We start from the raw sequence: 18,962 nt of genomic DNA on the forward strand, positions 1-18,962 counted from the left end.
AGCCGAGAGAGCCGTTCCGGTTGGCAGGGCCACGAGAGATCTTGGAAGGAAACGGTCTCCATGACAGCCGTTTCCTTCCAAGATCTCGCCGCGCGGCTCGGCCAGGTGGGGCGAACCGCAGTCCGCTCCCCATGACGCGGTGCCGCCACCGGGTCATCGTTGACACTCACGCCCGAGCCCACCGCGCTCCCGGCGCCGCCCCGCCCCGTTGATCAAGGATTTTGTGTCCGCCTGGACAACCGTGGGGGACACAAACTCCTTGATCACGCGAGGCAGGCGGTTGGGCTGTCGGGCGTGGCGGGGAGGGAAAGGGCGCCGAAAGGGAGTGGAGGTCAGGCGGCCTGGGGGTGAGAAGGGCGGCGGGTGCGGCGGCCGGACAGGCGGGCCGCGCGGAAGGTGAACGTGGCGATCACCACTGCCGCGCCGCAGCGGGTGCAGATCAGCTCCGGGCAGTCGGCGCCGTGCCCGTCGCCGCAGGGCGGCGCCTCGAACAGCACGACGTCCTCGCAGGTGTCGCAGTGCAGCTCGCGGTCAGACACGGGTGGCTCCTCTCGCTCCGGGCCCGGGGCGAGGCGGTGTGGCGCCGGCCGGTGGACCGAAGACCGAAAACGGATAGACCGAAAACGGAAAATAACTCCCGTGTAGTTTGGCACGCGGGTACGACACCCTCGCCGTCAGGCGGCGCGTGCCACCTCCAGCCAACGCTCCAGCGCGGCCGCCGCGGCGCCCGAGTCGACGGCCTCGGCGGCCCGGTCCAGGTTGGTCCGCAGCGCCTCGTGCAGATCGCCGTCGAGCGGGCCCTGGGTGGACAGCGCCACAGCGGCGTTGACCAGCACCGCGTCCCGTACCGGGCCGGTCTCGCCGGCGAGCAGGCGGCGTACCACGTCGGCGTTGTAGGCCGCGTCTCCGCCGCGCAGGTCGGCCAGGGTGGCCCGGGGTACCCCGAGCTCCGCCGCGTCCAGCAGCGCCTCCGTGACGGTGCCCTGCTGCGCCACCCAGACCCGGGTGGGCGCGCCGGTGCTGAACTCGTCCAGGCCGTCCTCGCCGCGTACCACGATCGCGGAGTCGCCCCGGGCCGCGAACACGGCCGCCATCACCGGGGCCATCCGCTTGTCGAAGCAGCCCACCGCGCCCGCGCGGGGCCGCGCCGGGTTGGTCAGCGGGCCGAGGAAGTTGAACGCGGTGGGTACGCCGATCTCGCGCCGGACCGGGCCGGTGTGCCGCATCCCGGGGTGGAAGCGGGCGGCGAAGCAGAAGCCGATGCCGGCCTCGGTGACGCAGCGGGCCACCTGCTCGGGCTCCAGGTCCAGCGGTACGCCGAGTTCCTCCAGCACGTCCGCGGTGCCGCACGAGGAGGAGGCGGCCCGGTTGCCGTGCTTGACCACGCGGACGCCGGCCCCGGCGACCACGAGCGCCGCCATGGTGGAGATGTTCACCGTGTGCGCGAGGTCACCGCCGGTGCCGACCACGTCCAGCGCGGTGTCGCGTACCTCGTCGGGCAGGAGCACCGGCACCGCGCGGGTCAGCATGGTCTCGACCAGGCCGCCCAGCTCGGCGGGGGTCTCGCCCTTGGTGCGCAGCGCCACGGCGAACCCGGCGATCTGCGCCGGTGTCGCCGAGCCGGCCATGATCTCGCCCATCGCCCACGCCGTGTCGGCGGTGGAGAGCTCCTCGCCGCGCAGCAGCGCGTTGAGCAGAAGCGGCCAGGTCCGTTCGCCCATGACGGGCCTCCCGAGCGGCGTGAGGAAAGCGGTTGGGGCTTGCCACGGCCGCGTCGCCGTGGCGCGCGAGGGCCGGGGGATCAGGCCGCGGCGTGGGTGCGGCGCAGCAGCTCCGCGACGGTGCTGCCGGCGACCACCGGGTCCAGCGGGTGGGTCAGCGTGGCGTCGACCTCGGCGTACGCGGCCAGCCAGCGGTCGGCGGCGCGGGCCAGCACCACGCAGGTCGGCGGCGCGTCGTCCCGGTCGTCCTTGATCTGGCGGGCGATGCCGATGCCACCGCCCGGGCTCGCCTCGCCGTCGAGCAGCAGCAGGTCGATCTCGTAGTCGTCGACCAGCCGGACGCAGGCGGCGTACTCGTCGGCCTCGACGAACTCGATCTCGATGCCGGGCGCCGGGCGGGTGCCCACGGCCAGCCGCATCCGGTCGCGGACCTTCGGGTCGTCGCTGTAGAGCAGGACGGTGCAAAGACGATCGCTCATCGTGACGTGGCTCCCACCTCGTAGCTGCCCGCTGATCGTAGCGGGCGTCACGTTCGGCCTGTCCTCCGCCCGGGCGGGGGAGGGCGTACCCCGTCAGGGGCCTCAGGCGCTGGCTTCCGCGGCGCGCTCGCGGGCCTCCTGGCGGTCCAGCTCGCGGTCGAGCCGGCGGGCCTCGCGCTCGGACTGTTTGACCCACTGGACGACCAGGACGGCGAGCATGGTGACGCTGACGAACTCGCCGCCGGCCCAGAGGACGCCTCCGGCCACCACCTGGTCGTTCCAGGGGTCGGACCAGGACAGGTTGAGCGACGGGTACCAGTCGCCGCCGAACAGCGTGGTGCTCTGCATGATGGTGAGCCCGAGCACGGTGTGGAACGGCACCGAGAGCAGCATCAGCAGCGCGCGCGCCGGGTACGGCCAGCGGCCGGGCAGCGGGTCGAGGCCGAGCAGCGGCCAGAAGAAGACGCAGCCGGTGGCGATGAAGTGCGCGTGGACCAGTTCGTGCGCCCACTCGTGGCGCAGGGTGAACTCGTAGAGGTCGGTGAAGTAGAGCGCGAACGGGTTCACCACGAAGATGGTGAACGCCACGAGCGGGAAGCTGTAGATCCGCGCGATCCGGCTGTGCACGATCGCGAGCAGGCGCTTGCGCGGGCGTACCGGCAGCGTGCGCAGCGCCAGCGTGACCGGCGCGCCGAGCGCCAGGAAGATCGGCGCGATCATCGACAGCACCATGTGCTGGACCATGTGCACCGAAAGCAGGGCGGTGTCGTACGCGCCGAGCCCGGTGAGCGTGACCAGCGCGATGCCGCCGAGGCCGGGGCCGAGGAACGACACGGTACGGATGACCGGCCAGCGGTCGCCGCGCAGCCGCAGCCGGTGCACCCCGTAGAGGTACAGGCCGGCGGCGAGCACGATGCCCAGCGTGAGCCAGCTGTCCAGCCGGGTCTCGGTGAACACCCGGGCCACGGTGAACGGCGGCGGGGCGCTCTCGCCTCCCGCCGCCAGCGTCGCCGGAACGGCCGAGGTGACGGCGAGGATCTGATCGACGTGCAGCACGCTTTTCAGGGTAGGTCAGGCGAAGCGGACCACCACGATCGGGCCACGGACGGGCCGGGTTTGGCACCCCGCTGATCGTCGGTCCCGGTCAGGGGCAATAATGACCGCGTGACTGCGGCCCCAGCCATTGACAAGAGCCGGATCCACTCCCTGACGCGACCCAACATGGTCAGCGTCGGGACGATCGTGTGGCTCTCCAGCGAACTCATGTTCTTCGCGGCGCTGTTCGCGATGTACTTCTCCATCCGCGCGGCTGCGCCGGAGCAGTGGGAGAAGCACACCGAGGTGCTGAACATCCCGTACGCGACCACGTTCACGGTGATCCTGGTGCTCTCCTCGATCACCTGTCAGATCGGCGTGTTCGCGGCCGAGCGCGGCGACGTCCACGCCCTGCGCCGGTGGTTCACGATCACGTTCATCATGGGTCTGATCTTCGTACTCGGTCAGCTGAACGAGTACCGGACCCTGGTGCACGAGGGCGTGAAGATCAACGAAGACGGCTACGGGTCGATGTTCTACCTCACCACCGGATTCCACGGTCTGCACGTGACCGGCGGTCTGGTCGCCTTCATCATCTTCATGATCCGCACCACCATGGGTCGGTTCACCCCAGCCCAGGCGACCTCGGCGATCGTCGTGTCCTACTACTGGCACTTCGTGGACGTCGTGTGGATCGCGCTCTACGCCATGATCTACTGGCTCCAGTGATCTTGGCGCGTCACGAACCGCGCCGCTGCTCCGTCCCCTGAGACAAGGTCCAACCGGTTAAGGACACAGGTCATGACTTCTGACAACGACCGCCGACGCGGTCTGCTCGCGCGGCTGCGCGGGCGGCCCGTAGCGCGCAGCAGGGGCCGCCGCCGGCTGGGCGCCGCGGTCCGGCTGTTCGCCGCGCTGATGCTGGCCGGCGGTGCCTACACCGTCTTCGCCCCCGGCGTGCAGGCGCAGGACAACCCGCCGTTGACCGCCGCAGGCAACGAGGGTAAGGCGCTGTTCGACGTGAGCTGTGTGACCTGTCACGGTCGCAATGCCCAGGGCGTCGAGGGCCGTGGTCCGAGCCTGATCGGCGTCGGGTCCGCCTCGGTGGAGTTCCAGGTGAGCAGCGGTCGCATGCCGATGGCCCGGCAGGAGGCCCAGGCCATGCGCAAGCCGCCGCAGTTCACCGACGAGCAGGTGCGCCAGCTCGGGCAGTACATCCAGGAGCTCGGTGGCGGTCCGGAGGTGCCCAACGGCGACCTGCGTGAGGGCGCCAACCTGGCCACCGGTGGCGAGCTGTTCCGGATCAACTGCTCGCAGTGCCACGCCTTCGGCGGTGGCGGCGGTGCGCTGTCCTCCGGCAAGTACGCGCCGAGCCTCGCGCCGGCCAGCGACCGGCAGATCTACGCCGCGATGCTGAGCGGTCCGCAGAACATGCCGGTGTTCGGTGACAACCAGATCACGCCGCAGGAGAAGGCGGACATCATCGCCTACATCCAGGACACGCTGAAGAACGACGGCGACCCGGGCGGGTTCAACCTGGGCCGGTACGGCCCGTCGACCGAGGGCATCGCGATCTTCCTGGTCGGCATCGTCGCGCTGGTCTTCGCGAGCCTGTGGATTGCGGGCAAGTCGTGACCGGACGGATCAATGGTTCCAGTGCTGTGGCGCCGACCCCCGGCGTCACCCGTAGCGAGGTGACGGCATGAGCACCCACACCGAGCACCAGGCCCAGCGGGGCCCGGAGCCGCTCGACGTGAACGACCCCCGGCTCTCCCGGTTCGAGGTCGTTCAGGAGGGCGCCCGGCGGGACGACATCGAGATCGTCCACTACGAGCCGCAGGTGGTCCCGGGCAGCAAGGCCGAGCGCCGGCTGACCCGTACCGTCGCCCTGATGTTCCTGCTGACCGGCGTCTTCGCGACCGCCTTCCTGGTGGTCTACATCTGGTGGCCGTGGCAGTGGGAGCCGGGTCGCGGCGGCGACAAGCTCTACACGCCGCTGCTCGGCGTGACGCTGGGCCTGGCGCTGCTGGGCATCGGTTTCGGCATCCTGACCTGGGGCAAGAAGCTGCTGCCCAAGGAGGTGTCGATCCAGGACCGGCACGACCAGGTCGACGACCCGGAGGGTCGCAAGATCACCGGTGAGACGATGCTCTACCTGGCCGACGAGATGGGCGTACGCCGCCGGCCGCTGCTGGGCATCTCGCTGCTCGCCGGCCTGGCGCCGGTGGGCGCGGTGGCCGCCGCGCCGCTGATCGGTGGCCTGATCGAGCAGCCGCACAAGAACAACCAGATGTTCACCACCGGCTTCCAGCCGGGCGAGGGCGGCAAGAAGATCCGGCTGATCCGTGAGGACGGCCGTCCGATCCGCCCGGCCGACGTCAGCGTCGGCGGCCAGCTCACCGTGTTCCCGGGCATCGACGGCGGCGTCAGCAACAAGCACGCCGACTCGCCCACCCTGCTCATCCACCTGCGGGAGGACGACGCGCAGAAGTCGCGCGCCGCGAACGAGCGCAAGGGCCACGGCGACTACATGTGGGGCAACTACGTCGCGTACTCCAAGATCTGTACGCACGCCGGCTGCCCGGCCAGCCTCTACGAGCAGCAGACCAACCGCCTGCTCTGCCCCTGCCACCAGTCCCAGTTCCTCATCACCGACAACGCCAAGCCGATCTTCGGCCCGGCGAACCGGCCGCTGCCGCAGCTGCCGATCGAGGTGGACGAGGAGGGCTTCTTCGTGGCGAAGTCCGACTACACCGAGACCATCGGTCCCGACTTCTGGGAGCGGCCATGAAGCGCCGAAAGTTTGATGCCGCCGCGCTGCCGGCCAAGAGCGCGCGGGCGGTGGACGACCGCTTCCAGGTGGCCACGCCCCTGCGCAAGCTGCTGAACAAGGTCTTCCCCGACCACTGGTCGTTCCTGCTGGGCGAGATCGCGCTGTTCTCGTTCATCGTCCTGCTGCTGACCGGCGTCTTCCTGACGTTCTTCTTCGAGCCGACGATGACCGAGGTCATCTACAACGGCAGCTACGCGCCGCTGCGGGGCACCCCCATGTCGGCCGCGTACGCCTCCAGCCTGGACATCTCGTTCGATGTCCGGGGTGGCCTGATCATGCGGCAGATGCACCACTGGGCGGCCCTGCTGTTCATGGCCGCGATCGTGGTGCACATGCTGCGGGTGTTCTTCACCGGCGCGTTCCGCAAGCCGCGTGAGACCAACTGGATCATCGGTTCGCTGCTGTTCTGGGTCGGCTTCCTGGCCGGCTTCACCGGCTACTCGCTGCCGGACGACGGCCTGTCCGGCACCGGTCTGCGCATCGCCTCCGCGATCATCCTGTCGATCCCGGTGATCGGTTCCTGGGTCAGCTCGTCGATCTTCGGCGGGGAGTTCCCCGGCACCATCATCATCAGCCGCTTCTTCATCGCCCACGTGCTGCTCGTCCCGGGTCTGCTGGTGGCGCTGATCAGCGTGCACCTCGGCCTGGTGTTCAAGCAGAAGCACACCCAGTGGCCCGGCCCCGGCCGGACCAACTCCAACGTGGTCGGCGAGCGGATGTTCCCGCGCTACGCGCTCAAGCAGGGCGGCTTCTTCATGGTCGTCTTCGGCGTGATCGCGCTGATGGGCGGCCTGTTCCAGATCAACCCGATCTGGCTGTTCGGCCCGTACGAGGCGTGGGTGGTCTCGGCGGCCAGCCAGCCCGACTGGTACGTCATGTTCCTCGACGGCTCGACCCGGCTCATGCCGGGCTGGGAGATCCACATCCCGATCGGCAACGGGTACGTCATCCCACCGCTGTTCTGGCCGACGGTGGTCCTACCCGGAATCCTGGTGGGCCTGTCGACGATGTACCCGTTCCTGGAGGCGCGCCGCCTCAAGGACTACAAGCACCACAACCTGCTCCAGCGGCCCCGGGACGTTCCGGCCCGGACCGCCGTGGGCGCCATGGCGCTGGCCTTCTACATCGTGCTGACGCTCTCCGGCGCCAACGACGTCATCGCCGACAAGTTCCACATCAGCCTGAACGCGATGACCTGGGCGGGCCGGATCGGCCTGCTGATCCTGCCGCCGATCGCGTACTACATCACGTACCGGATCTGCCTGGGTCTGCAGCAGCACGACCGGGAGGTGCTGGCCCACGGCGTGGAGACCGGCATCATCAAGCGGCTGCCCGACGGCCGGTTCGTCGAGGTCCACCAGCCGCTCACCTCGGCCGAAGGGCACGACGGCCACCCGCCGGCGCTGGACTACGTCGGCTGGGTGGTGCCGAAGAAGATGAACCGGCTCGGTGCCCTCGGCCCGGCGATCCGGGGCTTCTTCTACCCGATCGAGAAGCCGGCCGAGGCGCCGGTCTCGCCGGGGCACCCGCCGGTCGAGGACCGGCCGGAGCGGGAGGAGATCGGCAGCGGCGAGAGCCGTCGCTGACCTTCCCGGTACGACTGACAGTGGCGCCCGCCGGATCATCCGGCGGGCGCCACTGCCGCTTTACGTACCTGTCGTCCGGTTGTGCCCGCCCGGCGCCCGACGTGCGGTGCACCGGTCCCCGCCGCCCCCCGACACGGACGGGTGGAATCGCAGGAATAACCCCGGTCAGCCGGGTATCCGTGCGGTCCGACGTCTCATGGGGGAGGAAAGATGCTGGGAATCAAACGCCTGGGCCTGATGGCCGCGCTGGTGGTCGTGGGGCTGGCGCCCGCCGCCGCGGCACAGGCCGCGGCGCAGCCGTCGACGCAGGACACGCAGTACCTGCAGGCGGTGCACCAGGTCAACCTGTTCGAGATCACCGCCGGTAACCTGGCCCAGCAGAAGGGTCAGAACCAGCAGGTCAAGGACCTGGGCAAGATGTTCGTCACGGACCACACCCAGCTGGACCAGACGGTGCAGTCGACCGCCCAGCAGCTCAACGTGCAGCTGCCGGCCGACCCGACCGCCGACCAGCAGAAGGTCCTCGACAAGCTGAACAACCTCAACGGGGCCGAGTTCGACAAGGCCTGGGTGACCGCGCAGCTCGCCGGCCACGTCCAGGCCATCCAGGCCACCCAGACCGAGATCTCGCAGGGCTCGGAGCAGTCGGTGGTGCAGATCGCGCAGGACGCGCTGCCGGTCCTGCAGGCGCACTACGACGCGCTGGTGGCCCTGGCCCAGACGCTGGGTGTCCCGGTTCCGCAGACCAGTGCCAGCGGCACGCCCAGCCCGGGCGGCACCACCTCGCCGGGTGGCACCGAGTCGCCGGCTCCGGGCGGCACCGAGACCGAGGAGCCCGCTCCGGGCACCACGGAGACCCCGGTGCCCAGCCAGAGCTGACGTACCGCACGGTCGACGGTGGCCGGTCCGCCCACGGGGCGGGCCGGCCACCGGCTCGTGTCAGTCGGCGCTCGCGAGCCCGATCGCGAACGCCTCCTCCAGGTCGTGCTGGGAGTACGCGCGGAACGCGATGTGCGACTCGGTGTTCAGCACGCCCGGCACCTTCGAGATGCTGCCGGCGATGACCTGCGCGATCTGCTCGAACTCCCGGACGCGGACCATGGCGATCAGGTCGACGTGCCCGGCCACCGAGTAGACCTCGCTGACGCCGGGCAGGTTGGCCAGGGTCTCGGCCACCTCGGGGATGGAGTCGGTGGCGCAGTCGATCAGCACGATCGCGGTGATCACGGGACGGTTCTCCGTTCGTCGGCGACGAGGCCCATGCTAGATCCCGCGGCCCTCACCGCGCCGCCGGGACGGTCAGGTCGTCCCCGGCCCGGATCACCCGGTGGAGGCTCTCCCCGGCCGCGACGGTCGCGCCCGGCCACACCACGGACCGGTCCACGTCACCGTCCACCCGCGCGCCCGCGCCCACCACCGAGCCGGTGACCCGGCCGGTCACCGTCGCCGCCGGGTCCACCAGCCCGTCCGGGCCGGCGGCGTGCAGGTTGGCGCCCAGGTAGTCGGCCGGGGTGCCGGTGTCGTAGAACGTGCCCCGGTAGGGCACCACGGTGAGCGCGCCGGCCGCCTCCGCGGGCCGCCACACCGCCCGGACCAGGTCGCCGAACGTGGCCGGCAGGTCGCGGACCAGCCGCCAGGGCAGCAGCGAGAAACCCACGAACTCGTGACCGTCGAACGTCCCGGGGGCGTCCGGGTCGTCGGCGGGCCGGCCGAGCAGGCGTACGCCGTGCCCGTCCCAGCCGTCCAGCAGCGCGGCGATGTCCGGCCCGGGCGGGGCCGCCGGATCGGCCAGGTACGCGTCGGCGTTGCCCACCAGCACGCCCCGGCCGGCGATCCAGTCCCGCAGCCGGCCGACGCCTCCGGCGGTGCCCAGCGGGGCGTCCGGCTCGACCGACAGGTGGGCCCGGCCGCCGACCCGCGCGACCACCTGGTCACCCAGGTAGCAGGCGTTCACCGCGACCCGTTCCGGACCGGCCAGGCCGAGCCCGGCCAGCCGGGCCAGCGCCCGGTCCAGCAGCGGGACGTTGCCGACCGGGCAGAGCGCCTTCGGCACCCGCTCGGTGAGCGGGCGCAGCCGGGTGCCCTCACCGGCGGCCAGCACCACCGCGCACACCTCGCCCCCCGGCGCCGGAGCGCCCGCGTACGGGGTGCTCACGCGGCCGGTGGGCGCTCGCCGGCGCGCGGGCCGATGCCGTAGAAGCCCAGCAGGTTCGCGGTGGCGCGGCTGAGCCGGGGCAGGTCGTCCAGCGGATGGAAGGCGGCCTCGAAGACCTCGGCCCCGTCCACCTTCAGCTCGGTGGTCGACGCCGGCACCTCCGCCTCGAAGACCACGTCCACCCAGCCCTTGGCGTGCACCACCGCGTTCGGCACCGCCGGGCGCAGCGCGTCGGGGGGCAGGCGGACACCTGATTCCTCGTACAGCTCCCGGGCGGCGCCGACCACCGGGGCCTCGCCGCGTTGCAGCAGCCCGGCGGGCAGCGTCCAGCTGTAGCCGGGCGGCTGGCGCAGCAGCAGGATGCGGCCCGCGCCGGTGGCCTCCGCGTCCTTGACCAGCGTGACCGCGCCGACGACGTACTTCGGCACGGCCAGCCGCACCAGCCGCCGCCGCAGCGGGACCGGAAGCCGGTAGAAGATCTGGTAGCCGAGGGCCCGTCCGGTGGCACGCGCGCGGGGGATCATGCCGTCCAGGCTAGTGGTCCCGGCGCGGACCGGCTTCGTCTACTGCCTGTGGTCGACCAGATCGATCAACTGCTGGACCACGGTGTCCGGCTCGACGGTGCGGTCGAAGACCGCCACCAGCATCGTCTCCAGGTCGGGGTAGCCCAGTTCCTCGGACAGCCGCAGCAGCGGCAGGTCGCTGGCCAGACCCCGGTTGTGCTTGCGCAGCGCCAGCCCGATGGAGGCCCGGCCGAGGCGTACCTTGTCGGCGATCGAGATGCCCGGCTCGGTGTGCTCGGCGAACCAGCGGTTGATCTGCATCTGGGCGTGCGGCGACTTGACGAAGCCCAGCCACTCCCGGCGCGGGCCGCGCGGGGCCACGTCGGCCTCGAAGCCGCTCTCCGCGTCGCGCTCGGTGTAGATCTCCACCACGTCGCCCTCCTCCAGTTCGGAGGAGAGCGGGGCGAGCCGGCCGTTGATCCGGGCCGCCAGGCAGTGGTCGCCGCGCTCGGTGCCCAGCTCGTACGCGAGGTCGACCGGCGTGGCCCCGGCCGGCAGCACCACCTGCCGCCCGTCGGCGACGACCTGGATCTGCGCCTCCGACAGGTCGCAGCGCAGCGACTCCATGAACTGGGTCGGGTCGACGGTCTCCTGCTCCCAGTCGAGCACCCGGCGCAGCCAGGCCAGCTCGTCCGCCCGGTCGACGGCCCGGCCCGCGGCGCGGGGGAAGCGGTAGTGGGCGGCTACGCCGTACTCCGCGGAGCGATGCATCTCGGTGGTGCGGATCAGCACCTCGACGGTGCGGTCCTGCGGGCCGCAGACGCTCGTGTGCAGGGAGCGGTAGAGGTTGTTCTTCGGGGAGGCGATGAAGTCCTTGAAGCGGCCCGGCACCGGCCGCCAGAGCCCGTGCACGGCGCCCAGCGCGGCGTAACAGTCGGTCGCCGGACCGTCCACCACGATCGCGATACGCGGCAGGTCGTACGGGGCCGTGTGACCGCCGGCGACGGTGTCCTTCCAGATCGAGTAGAGGTGGCGGGGGCGGGGGGAGACGTCGGCGTCGACCCGGTTGCGGCGCAGCGCCACCCGGGTGCGGGCCACCACGTCGGCGAGGTAGGCGTCCCAGCCGGGCCGGTCGTGCACGAAGCGGGCGAGCCGGGCGTGCTCCTCCGGCCGCAGGTGCAGCAGGACCACGTCGTCCAGCTCGCGTTTGAGCGTCTGGATACCGAGCCGGTCGCAGAGCGGGACCAGCACCTCCTGGGTCTTGCGGGCGATCCGCTCCCGGGACGCGGCCGAGCGGACGCCGAGCGTACGCATGTTGTGCAGCCGGTCGGCCAGCTTGATCACCAGCACCCGGACGTCCTTGCCGGCCGCCACGATCATCTTGCGGACGGTCTCCGCCTCGGCGGCCTTGCCGTAGAACGCCTTGTCGAACTTCGTCACGCCGTCGACCAGGTGGGCGACCTCGCGGCCGAAGTCCTCCTGGAGCGCCTGGAGCGTGTAGCGGGTGTCCTCCACCGTGTCGTGCAGCAGCGCGGCGACCAGCGTGATGGTGTCCATGCCGAGGTCGGCGCAGATCTGCGCCACCGCCAGCGGATGGGTGATGTACGGCTCGCCGCTCTTGCGGAACTGGCCGCGGTGCATGTTCTCGGCGATCGTGTAGGCGCGGCGCAACACCGAGGCGTCGGCGCTCGCGTGGATGCCGCGATGGGCCCGGACCAGCGCGGTGACCGGGTCGCCGTCGGAGGTCGGCCAGGTGAGCAGGGAACGCAGGCGGCGGGTGAGTGGCAGTTCGCCCTGGGCTGGAAGCGCGCCACCCAGGGCGGCGCCGTGTCCGGCGTCGACGTCCACCTGGGACACCTCCTCACCCCGGCCCTCGGCCGCCGGGAACCGGCGACCGGGAGCAGAGCCCGCGAATCGGGCAGGTCTGCACTCCTTTAACAGACTAAGGGAGTCGAGGTAGTCCGATCGGTCAGTTGGTCATGAGCGTTCGGTCGAGACTTTGTGGGTTCCGCCGCTCTCCGCCTTCGTCAGGAGGTCGCGGAAACGCCCCGCGCCGGCCACCGGCGAGGCCCATCCGGCGCTCGCCTCGACCAGGCGGGTCTCCGGTCGCTCCAACCAGGACAGGATCCGTTCGGTCTCCTCGGCGGTCGCGGCCGGCACCGGCCCGTGCCCGGGCAGCACCGTCTCGGCGGTGGCCCGGATCGCGTCGATCGTCGGTCGCGGATGGACACCCGGCGGGGACACCCCGGCCCCCGCCAGTCGCCCGTGCCGCACCAGCGCCAGCTCCCAGCCGCCCCGGGCCGCCGGCCGGGCGGCGGCCAGCTCGGCGATGCCGGTCAGCGCGGCCAGCCGCTGCATCCGGACCGCCGCGCGCAGCACCGCGACCAGCCGCCCGCGCACCACAGCCGCCTCCTCGTAGCGCTGGGCGGCCGACAGCACCTCGATGCGGGCGAGCAGCGCGTCCACCACCACGCCGGGATCGTCGCTGGTGGCGGTGCGGAACGGCGTCGCCGCCCGGTCGTCGTACTCCTCGGGGGTGATCCGGTGCTCGCAGGGCGCCGGGCAGCGACCCAGCTCGGCCAGCGCGCAGGCCGGCATGGTGGTGCGCCGGGACAGCCGGTGCGTGCACTGCCGCAGCGGCACCGCGTCGTGGAAGCCGGCGGCGGCCAGCTCCGCCGCCTGCCGGGACCGGAACGGCCCCAGGTAGGCCGTGTCGGTGGGCGCGATGTCGCGCACGATCGACAACCGGGGGTACGCCTCGTCGGTGAGCTTCAGCCACACCTGGCGCTCCGGATACTTCGACCTGCGGTTGTACGGCGGCGCGTGCGCCGCGATCAGCCGCAGCTCGCGGACCTCCGCCTCCAGCGAGTGGGCGCACTCCACCGCCTCCACCCGCTCGGCGGCGGCGAGCATCTCGGAGATCCGGGCCCGCTTCTCCGCGGCGGTGAAGTAGCTGCGCACCCGGGTGGCGATGTCGCCGGACGTGCCGACGTAGAGCGGCCGGTCGTCGGCGGCCCGGAAGATGTAGACGCCCGGTACCTTCGGCAGCCCGTCGGCGAGGTGCCGCTTGCGGCGCTGGGTGGGTGTGACCGCGCGGGCGAACTCGATCGCCTCGCCGACCGTGTCGACGCGGTGCCCGCCGAGCCGGCCGATCAGCCCGTGCAGCACGTCGACGGTGGCCTTGGCGTCGTCCAGCGCCCGGTGGGTGGGCTGGGTCGCGGTGCGGAAGTAGGCGGCGAGCGTGCCCAGCTTGCGGTTGGGCACCTCGTCGCGGGTCAGCACCCGCCGGGCCAGCGCGGCCGTGTCCAGCACCCGCGGGTTGGGCCAGCGGTAGCCGTGCTTCGCGCAGGCCGCCTTGAGGAACCCCACGTCGTACGGCGCGTTGTGGGCGACCAGCACGGCGTCGCCGACGAACTCCAGGAAGCTCGGCAGCACCTGCTCGATCGGCGGGGCGGGCAGCAGCATGGCCTGCGTGATGCCGGTGAGCACGGTGATGAACGGCGGGATCGGCACGCCCGGGTTGACCAGCGTGGCGAGCACGCCCAGCTCCTCGCCGCCGCGCACCTTCACCGCGCCGATCTCGGTGATCCCGCCGCCGTCGGGCGCGCCGCCCGTGGTCTCCAGGTCGACCACCACGAAGGTGGTCGCGTAGAGCGGCAGCGCCGGGTCCACGCCGCTGCCCGCCGCAGTGTCCAGGCCGGCCAGCGACTCCTGGACGTACTCCGCTCGTGTCACCCGCGGGACGCTAGCGGCACGGTCCGACACTTGCGTCACTGCGGCCCCAGGAGATACCACGGGGGTACGATGAGAGATCGGCTCACTCACCGGGCGGTGGGCCCGTTCGGGGTGGGAGACTTGCCTCATGCCCCTCACCGAGCCGCACGACGACCACTCCTCCGCGGAGGAGCCGGTCCTCGGCGTGCCCGGCGCCGGTGAGGACGCGCCGACCCCGGTCGAGCCCGAGCCCACCCTGCCCGAACCGGTCCGGCAGCGGATCGTGACGCTCACCGCGGCCGTGCTGCCCGGCCTGCCCGCCGACGAGGTGCCGGTGCCGTTGCGGCGGGTCGCCAAGTTCGCCCCGAACCGCCGCGCCCGGCTCGGCGCGCCCGCGATCGCCGCCCAGCTCACCGCCGACCCGCTGTTCCGGCAGCGGGTCACCGCCCGGGTGCTCGCCGACGCCGGCGACCTCGGCGCGGCGGTGGTGGAGGGCACCGCGCCGGCCGCCGCCGACCCGGTCGAGGTGGCCGCGCTGGCCTACCTGGCCCGGCCCCGGGGCTGGCGGGAACTGATCGAGGCCAGCGGCGAGGCGGTACGCGCCGAGGCCGACAGCGCTGTGGTGGCCGAACTGGTCCGCGAGGCCGAGCAGCGGGCCGCCCGCGCCGAGCACGACCGGGCGGTGGCCCGGGTGGAGGCGGAGAAGCTGCGCGACGAGCTGGCCCGGGTCCGCGAGGAGCTGGGTCAGCTCCGCGAGGAGGCGCGCCAGCTCGCCCGTACCCTGCGGGAGACCCAGGCCCGCGAGCGCAAGGCCACCGAACTGCTCGCCACCGAGCGGGGCCGGGCGGCCCGCCGGGCGGCCGACGCGGACGCCGAGCTGCGCCGCGCCCGGGCCCGGCTGGCCGAGGCGGAGGCCGCCGCCGGCGTGGCCCGGGCCAGCGCCAAGGAGGCCCGGTCGGTCGACGACGCCCGGCTGTGGCTGCTGCTGGAGACGATCGGCCAGGCCGCGGTCGGGCTGCGCCGCGAGCTGGCGCTCGACCCGGTGGACAAGCTCCCGGCCGACTTCGTCGCCGACGCGTTCGCCGAGCAGCCGGGCGCCGCGCAGGCCGGCCCGTCGACGCGGGCCCGCGACACCGACGACCCGGCCCGCCTCGACCAGTTGCTCGCGCTGCCCCGGGCACACCTGGTGGTGGACGGTTACAACGTGACGAAGCGGGGCTTCGGCGAGATGTCGCTGGAGCAGCAGCGCAAACGGCTGATCACCGGGCTGGGCGGGATCGCCGCGCAGACCGGGGACGAGGTCACAGTCGTCTTCGACGGCGCCGAGCGGATCCACGGCCTGCCCCCGGCGCCGCGCGGCGTGCGGGTGCTGTTCTCCCGTAAGGGCGAGACCGCGGACGAGCTGATCCGCCGGCTGGTCCGCGCCGAGCCGGCCGGGCGGCCGGTGGTCGTGGTCTCCTCCGACCGCGAGGTCGCCGACGGGGTACGCCGGCACGGCGCGTACCCGCTGGGCGCCGACTCGCTGCTGCGGCGCCTGGCCCGCTCCTGAGCCTTCTCTCTCCCCCTTGATCGACTCCAGATCGGGGGAGTGGTGGGGTCGGGCGCGTGCTGATCGCGCCACTTCGGCGTACTGGTTCTGGTTCGCGGCGGGTGCTGCCTCGTTGTCCGGTTCTGTCGTACCGGGGCGTTAGCGTTCTGGTGACCGACGGTGGTGGTCCCTTCCCCGAGCGCCACCGGCGACCCGTCAGGAGGCGTTGATGCTGATCGACTGCGACACCTGCGGCAACCGTGGCGCCGGCTGCTCCGGCTGCCTGGTGACCGCACTGCTCGACTCCGACCCGGCCGACCTGGGCCCGGCCGAGCACCGGGCGATCGAGGTGTTCGCGCGGGCCGGGTTCGAGGTCGAGGTGCTACCACCCCCCGCGCCCGCGGAGGCGCTGGCGCCGATGCCCCGCCGCCCCGGCCGTCGCCGCCGGGTCGCCTGACGCCGCTCGCCGCTCGCCGCTCGCCGCTCGCCGCCCGCCGCTCGCCGCCCGCCGCCCGCCGCCCGCCGCCCGCCGGCTTCCGCCTGCCACTAAAGGAGGGCTGCCCCCGGGGTGCTCAGGGCGGCCGTCGGGATCACCCCGGCCACTGCTTGCCGATCGGGCCCGTGCCGCCGTCTGCCGCATCGGCCCACCCTGGCATGTGCTGCTCCTCGGTCTCCCGAGTCTGGATTCCAGCCACATCTGACGCTCCTTTTCGTCCCTGCCCCGGCAAGGGCCATCGATCTTGGAGTTGTGGTGCCCAGGATGTCCGAGTAGCCACGTTTGCCAGCCGCCATAACTCCAAGATCGGCGCGCGGGCGGGCTGGGGCCGCGCGCGGGCGGGGCGGGGCCGGGCGCGGGCGGGGCCGGGGCAGGCGGGGGCGGGGCGGGCGGGGCTGCGGGGCGGGCACGGCGGTCTCGCTTGCGCGGCCGGGCAATAGGATGAGCGGTCACGGCGGGAGGGGGCGGGATGACGCGGACCGGGCACGACGGCGGGGTGGAGCGGTGACCCCGCGCGCGTGGGCCCTGCTGACCCTGGCCGGCCTGGCGGTGGCGCTGCTCGTGGCGGTGGCGCTTCTGGTGCCGTGGAGCCGGCCGCCCGCGCCGCGAGCCGACCAGCTCGCGGCGCTGCGTGACCTTCCGGCCGAACAGGTGACCCGGGGCCGCGCGTTTCACGGCGCGCTGCGCCCGGCGGCCTGGTCGGCGCTGGCGGTCGGGCTGGTGGTGGCGTTGCTGCTCGGCCTGACCCCGCTGGGCGGGGCGCCTGGTCGAACTGGCGGGCCGGCCCTTCGGCGGGCACTGGATCGCGCAGGCGGTGCTCGGCGGGCTGGCCGTCATGTTCCTCGCCGACCTGCTCACCCTGCCGTTCGCGGCCTGGCGGCGCACCGTGCTGGTCCGCTACGGGCTGAGCACCCAGAGCTGGGGCGGCTGGGCGGTCGACCTGCTCAAGTCGTACGCGGTCAGCGCCGTGATCGGCGCGCTGGTGCTGCTCGGCTTCTACACCGTGGTCCGCCTGGCCCCGCGCTGGTGGTGGGCGTTCGGCGCGGCCGGCGCGGCGGCGCTGGTGGTGGTGCTGTCGTTCGTGCTGCCGGTGCTCGTCGAGCCGGTGTTCAACCGGTTCACGCCGATGGAGCCGGGCCCGCTGCGCAGCGAGCTGACCGCGATGGCGGCCCGGGACGGCGTACCGGTGCGCGACGTGCTCGTCGCCGACGCGTCGCGGCGCACCCGGGCGGTGAACGCGTACGTCTCCGGGCTCGGGCCGACGCGGCGGGTGGTGGTCTACGACACGCTGCTGCGCGAGGCGGAGCCGGCCGAGGTGACGAGCGTGGTCGCCCACGAGCTGGGGCACGCCAAGGACCGGGACGTGTGGACCGGCACGCTGCTCGGCGCGCTCGGCGCCGCCGCCGCGGTGGTGGCGCTCTACCTGATCGGCTCCTGGACGCCGCTGCTGCGGCTCGCCGGCGTCGACTCGATCGCCCAGCCGCGGGCGTTCCCGTTGCTGATCGCGCTGGTCACGGTCGCCGGCCTGCTCACCACGCCGGTGCAGGCGCTGGTCTCCCGCCGGATCGAGGCCCGCGCCGACGCCCACGCGCTGGCGCTCACCGGCGACCCGGCGACGTTCGAGGCGATGCAGCGCCGGCTGGCCGGGGTGAACCTGGCCGACCCCGACCCGCCGCGCTGGGAGCACCTCTGGTCGGCGACCCACCCGTCCACCGTGGAGCGGATGGCCGCCGCCCGCGCCTATGCCAGGGAGTCCGGCCGATGAGCCGCACCTTGCTGATCACCAACGACTTCCCGCCGCGCCCCGGTGGCATCCAGTCCTTCGTGCACAACCTCGCGGTGCGACAGCAGCCCGGCTCGGTGGTGGTCTACGCGTCGAGCTGGCGCGGGGCGGAGAAGTTCGACGCCGACCAGCCGTTCGAGGTGGTGCGGGAACGTACCCGGGTGCTGCTGCCCACGCCGCTGATCGCGCGGCGGGCGGCGCGGCTGGCCCGCGCGTACGACTGCGACACGGTCTGGTTCGGCGCGGCGGCCCCGCTGGGGCTGCTCGCGGCGGGCCTGCGGCGGCGGTCCGGGATCCGCCGGGCGGTGGCGTTGACCCACGGGCACGAGGTGGGATGGGCGGCGCTGCCCGGCGCCCGCTCTGCCCTGCGCCGCATCGGCCGGGGCGTGGAGGTGACCACCTACCTCGGCGAGTACACCCGGACGCGGCTGGCGCGCGTGCTGGACGGGCTGACCGAGCTGCGACGGCTCGCGCCCGGCGTGGACGTGGACACCTACCACCCGGACGTCGACGGCACGAAGGTCCGCGAACGGCTCGGGCTGGCCGACCGGCCGGTGGTGGTGTGCGTGTCGCGGCTGGTGCCCCGCAAGGGCCAGGACATGCTGATCCGCGCGCTGCCGGAGATCCGCCGCCGGGTGCCCGGCGCCGCGCTGCTGGTGGTCGGCGGCGGACCGTACCGCTCGACGCTGGAGAAGCTGGCCCGGCAGAGCGGGCTGGAACGCGACGTGGTGTTCACCGGTTCGGTGCCGTCGGCCGACCTGCCCGCCCACTACGCGGCCGGTGACGTGTACGCGATGCCCTGCCGCACCCGTAACCGGGGCCTGGACGTGGAGGGCCTCGGGATCGTCTACCTGGAGGCGGGCGCCACCGGGCTGCCGGTGGTGGCCGGCGACTCCGGGGGCGCGCCGGACGCGGTCCGCGACGGCGAGACCGGGTACGTGGTCGGCGGCCGGGACGTGGCCCAGCTCGCCGACCGGGTGGCCACGCTGCTCGCCGACCGGGACCTGGCCGGCAGTTTCGGCGCCGCCGCCGGGCCTGGGTGGAACGGGAGTGGCGCTGGAAGACGCAGGCGCAGCGGATGGCCGCGCTGCTGGCCGGCTGACCACCGCCCCCGAACCCGCAAGCGGCT

The 18,962-nt window shown here is 73.0% G+C and carries 16 protein-coding genes and 2 pseudogenes; 9 read left to right on the forward strand and 9 right to left on the reverse strand.

The annotated features are described in order from the left end of the window. Positions 1 to 332: 332 nt before the first annotated feature. From MCBG_RS28250 to MCBG_RS28265, 4 genes are all read right to left on the reverse strand, one after another. Complete coding sequence (locus MCBG_RS28250; protein ID WP_043329371.1) at positions 333 to 539, reverse strand: hypothetical protein; 207 nt, start codon at positions 537 to 539, stop codon at positions 333 to 335. A 135-nt stretch (positions 540 to 674) separates the two neighbouring features. Further along, positions 675 to 1,721 (reverse strand): anthranilate phosphoribosyltransferase, encoded by a 1,047-nt coding sequence (trpD, locus tag MCBG_RS28255; RefSeq protein ID WP_043329373.1) that lies wholly within the window; start codon positions 1,719 to 1,721, stop codon positions 675 to 677. 80 nt (positions 1,722 to 1,801) lie between these two features. Continuing rightward, positions 1,802 to 2,200, reverse strand: a complete 399-nt coding sequence (locus MCBG_RS28260; protein WP_030500140.1) for a response regulator — start codon at positions 2,198 to 2,200, stop codon at positions 1,802 to 1,804. 102 nt (positions 2,201 to 2,302) lie between these two features. Next, positions 2,303 to 3,256: a cytochrome c oxidase assembly protein gene (locus tag MCBG_RS28265; protein ID WP_043329374.1), complete on the reverse strand. Its 954-nt coding sequence runs from the start codon at positions 3,254 to 3,256 to the stop codon at positions 2,303 to 2,305. A 108-nt stretch (positions 3,257 to 3,364) separates the two neighbouring features. Here MCBG_RS28265 and MCBG_RS28270 point away from each other — a divergent pair, with 108 nt between their 5' ends. The 5 genes from MCBG_RS28270 (at position 3,365) to MCBG_RS28290 (ending at position 8,533) form a co-directional block, all read left to right on the forward strand. Then, positions 3,365 to 3,964, forward strand: coding sequence for an aa3-type cytochrome oxidase subunit III (locus tag MCBG_RS28270; RefSeq protein ID WP_043329376.1), 600 nt, complete (start codon positions 3,365 to 3,367; stop codon positions 3,962 to 3,964). A 72-nt stretch (positions 3,965 to 4,036) separates the two neighbouring features. Continuing rightward, entirely contained in the window at positions 4,037 to 4,870 is an 834-nt protein-coding gene (locus tag MCBG_RS28275; RefSeq protein WP_030500143.1) for a cytochrome bc1 complex diheme cytochrome c subunit, read from the forward strand. Between the two features lie 67 nt (positions 4,871 to 4,937). After that, positions 4,938 to 6,026 (forward strand): cytochrome bc1 complex Rieske iron-sulfur subunit, encoded by a 1,089-nt coding sequence (locus MCBG_RS28280; protein ID WP_030500144.1) that lies wholly within the window; start codon positions 4,938 to 4,940, stop codon positions 6,024 to 6,026. Beyond that, positions 6,023 to 7,654, forward strand: a complete 1,632-nt coding sequence (locus MCBG_RS28285) for a cytochrome bc1 complex cytochrome b subunit (protein ID WP_030500145.1) — start codon at positions 6,023 to 6,025, stop codon at positions 7,652 to 7,654. The genes MCBG_RS28280 and MCBG_RS28285 overlap by 4 nt, the downstream gene beginning before the upstream one ends. Positions 7,655 to 7,864: 210 nt before the next feature. Continuing rightward, positions 7,865 to 8,533 carry a DUF4142 domain-containing protein gene (locus tag MCBG_RS28290; protein ID WP_030500146.1) on the forward strand — a complete coding sequence of 223 codons (669 nt, stop codon included), beginning with the start codon at positions 7,865 to 7,867 and terminating at the stop codon, positions 8,531 to 8,533. A 60-nt stretch (positions 8,534 to 8,593) separates the two neighbouring features. Here the strand turns inward: MCBG_RS28290 and MCBG_RS28295 are convergent, their stop codons facing one another. The 5 genes from MCBG_RS28295 to MCBG_RS28315 all read right to left on the reverse strand — a co-directional run bounded on the left by MCBG_RS28295 (position 8,594) and on the right by MCBG_RS28315 (position 14,047). Beyond that, entirely contained in the window at positions 8,594 to 8,881 is a 288-nt protein-coding gene (locus tag MCBG_RS28295) for an Lrp/AsnC family transcriptional regulator (RefSeq protein ID WP_043329379.1), read from the reverse strand. Between the two features lie 52 nt (positions 8,882 to 8,933). After that, on the reverse strand, positions 8,934 to 9,809 hold the full coding sequence (locus MCBG_RS28300; RefSeq protein WP_051611416.1) for a nucleotidyltransferase family protein: 876 nt from the start codon (positions 9,807 to 9,809) through the stop codon (positions 8,934 to 8,936). Next, positions 9,806 to 10,333 (reverse strand): NUDIX hydrolase, encoded by a 528-nt coding sequence (locus tag MCBG_RS28305; protein ID WP_043329381.1) that lies wholly within the window; start codon positions 10,331 to 10,333, stop codon positions 9,806 to 9,808. The genes MCBG_RS28300 and MCBG_RS28305 overlap by 4 nt, the downstream gene beginning before the upstream one ends. A gap of 39 nt (positions 10,334 to 10,372) precedes the next feature. Continuing rightward, on the reverse strand, positions 10,373 to 12,160 hold the full coding sequence (locus MCBG_RS28310; RefSeq protein WP_030500149.1) for a RelA/SpoT family protein: 1,788 nt from the start codon (positions 12,158 to 12,160) through the stop codon (positions 10,373 to 10,375). A 129-nt stretch (positions 12,161 to 12,289) separates the two neighbouring features. Then, positions 12,290 to 14,047, reverse strand: coding sequence for a DEDD exonuclease domain-containing protein (locus MCBG_RS28315; protein WP_043329382.1), 1,758 nt, complete (start codon positions 14,045 to 14,047; stop codon positions 12,290 to 12,292). Between the two features lie 127 nt (positions 14,048 to 14,174). Here MCBG_RS28315 and MCBG_RS28320 point away from each other — a divergent pair, with 127 nt between their 5' ends. From MCBG_RS28320 to MCBG_RS32120, 4 genes and pseudogenes are all read left to right on the forward strand, one after another. Beyond that, complete coding sequence (locus MCBG_RS28320; RefSeq protein WP_043329384.1) at positions 14,175 to 15,575, forward strand: NYN domain-containing protein; 1,401 nt, start codon at positions 14,175 to 14,177, stop codon at positions 15,573 to 15,575. Positions 15,576 to 15,783: 208 nt separating this feature from the next. After that, positions 15,784 to 16,011, forward strand: a complete 228-nt coding sequence (locus MCBG_RS28325) for a hypothetical protein (RefSeq protein ID WP_043329386.1) — start codon at positions 15,784 to 15,786, stop codon at positions 16,009 to 16,011. A 543-nt stretch (positions 16,012 to 16,554) separates the two neighbouring features. After that, positions 16,555 to 17,815 (forward strand): annotated as a pseudogene (locus MCBG_RS28330) (M48 family metallopeptidase). Further along, positions 17,812 to 18,935: pseudogene (locus MCBG_RS32120) on the forward strand (glycosyltransferase family 4 protein). Before MCBG_RS28330 ends, MCBG_RS32120 begins: the two co-directional pseudogenes overlap by 4 nt. The last annotated feature ends 27 nt before the right edge of the window (positions 18,936 to 18,962 follow it).

The organism is Micromonospora sp. M42 (assembly GCF_000568915.1).
GTDB classification, from domain to species: domain Bacteria; phylum Actinomycetota; class Actinomycetes; order Mycobacteriales; family Micromonosporaceae; genus Micromonospora; species Micromonospora chalcea.